The sequence below is a fragment of the Aggregatibacter kilianii genome, from assembly GCF_003129965.1.
Classification (GTDB): Bacteria; Pseudomonadota; Gammaproteobacteria; order Enterobacterales; family Pasteurellaceae; genus Aggregatibacter; species Aggregatibacter kilianii_A.
Map to the genome: position 1 here is coordinate 1 of NZ_NRCJ01000034.1, position 1,401 is coordinate 1,401.

Below are 1,401 nucleotides of genomic sequence, written 5' to 3' on the forward strand. Positions count from 1 at the left end.
TGATGGCAAGAGGCTTCATGATGTGCGGGTCGAAGTCATACACCGTGACATTGCCTTTGCTGTCACGTACCCGGGTTCGGTTGTCGGCATAGTCAAACCATACCGGATAGAAGCCGTCGGCAGCGACGTGTAGGTTAAAAGTGCGGTAGGTTTTTTCAAGTATTTTTTAGATTGAAAAAACATCTGGAATTTTGATTGCACTTTTGTGGGGTATTTCTTAATTTTTAAAGAGCGGTAGTAGATAGAAAAAGGCACACGTTGGAAACGTGCGCCATCATGTGGGAACTAAGTTAAAACTAATAACTTATAATATCCACTTTTTTTCATATTGAGATAAATCATCATTAATATATGCTATTAGATATTCATCTAAATTCTTATATCTAGCTTCTCCGTTCGTATCATAAACCCATAATTCAGGCTCAATAATGCCATCTAGCCATAATAAATAAATATGTTCATTTGTATATGCACTACCTGCAAATAGGCTAAGTCTATCTTTTTTAAATAGCGCACCTGCATTGTTCTCCCAATTCTCAATGTGTGAATATAGAATTGTTTTTATTTCTTGTAATCTTTCATCTGGGATCGTCTCACTCCATAGTAGTTTCATTTCATCAATAGAAAGCCAGTCTCCATGGGTTGCGTCGATAAGATAACTTAAGAGCTCAAAACGAGCTTTTAGCATTGGCGTGATATTCCTATATTTATTTTCTTCTAGTGTAGGAACGTTTGATACAGGATAACCTTTTGAGTAATCATCCCCCTCTTGGGCATCTATTTCCTCTAAGATTTTTAAAATTAAATCTTTTGTAGCATTCATAATTGTGGACTCCATAATAATTAAATAAGTTGTACTAACTTGTAAACGGTTCCTACATCAACTGCTTGTGTTGCACCACCAATATAAGAGTTAACAGCGGTACTTAAAGGCATAAATGGTCCAGTTGTTTTTCCTCCCCAGCCAACATCAGATATATGACCAGCAACTTTTCCATTTGCATAAAGTTGAGGATTGTTGAGTTTTTCTAATTTTGCAGCTTTGCTCGCAGCTCTTCTCGTCGCTTTATCAACAGCTTGTCTAGTCATTGTCCCTCCAGAGGCTGCAATTTGATCATTCCATTTTTTTACGAATTCAGTTAATTCTTTTGCTTCTGGACTATTAGGTGCAAATTTATTCTTAATTTTTAATATTCCGTTTTCTACGGAAGCACATCCAGCCAACCCAAACGGGTCGACCCACCCCATCGGATTATGCACATAAGCATAAGGCGTCTCTCCACCTTCCAACCCAATCGGGTCAGACTTCAGATAACACCCACTCTGCGGGTCATAATAGCGGAAGCGGTTATACGCCAGTCCGGATTCGTCATCTGTGTACTGCCCCGCAAACAACAGATT

General features: G+C 38.6%; 2 protein-coding genes. Both read right to left on the reverse strand.

Annotated features, from left to right (window positions below; translation table 11 throughout):
* Window positions 1–304: 304 nt before the first annotated feature.
* On the reverse strand, window positions 305–823 hold the full coding sequence (locus tag DK430_RS13070) for a hypothetical protein (protein WP_204352548.1): 519 nt from the start codon (window positions 821–823) through the stop codon (window positions 305–307).
* Between the two features lie 20 nt (window positions 824–843).
* On the reverse strand, window positions 844–1,401 hold a 558-nt coding region (locus DK430_RS13075; RefSeq protein ID WP_162616860.1), incomplete at its 5' end, for an RHS repeat-associated core domain-containing protein.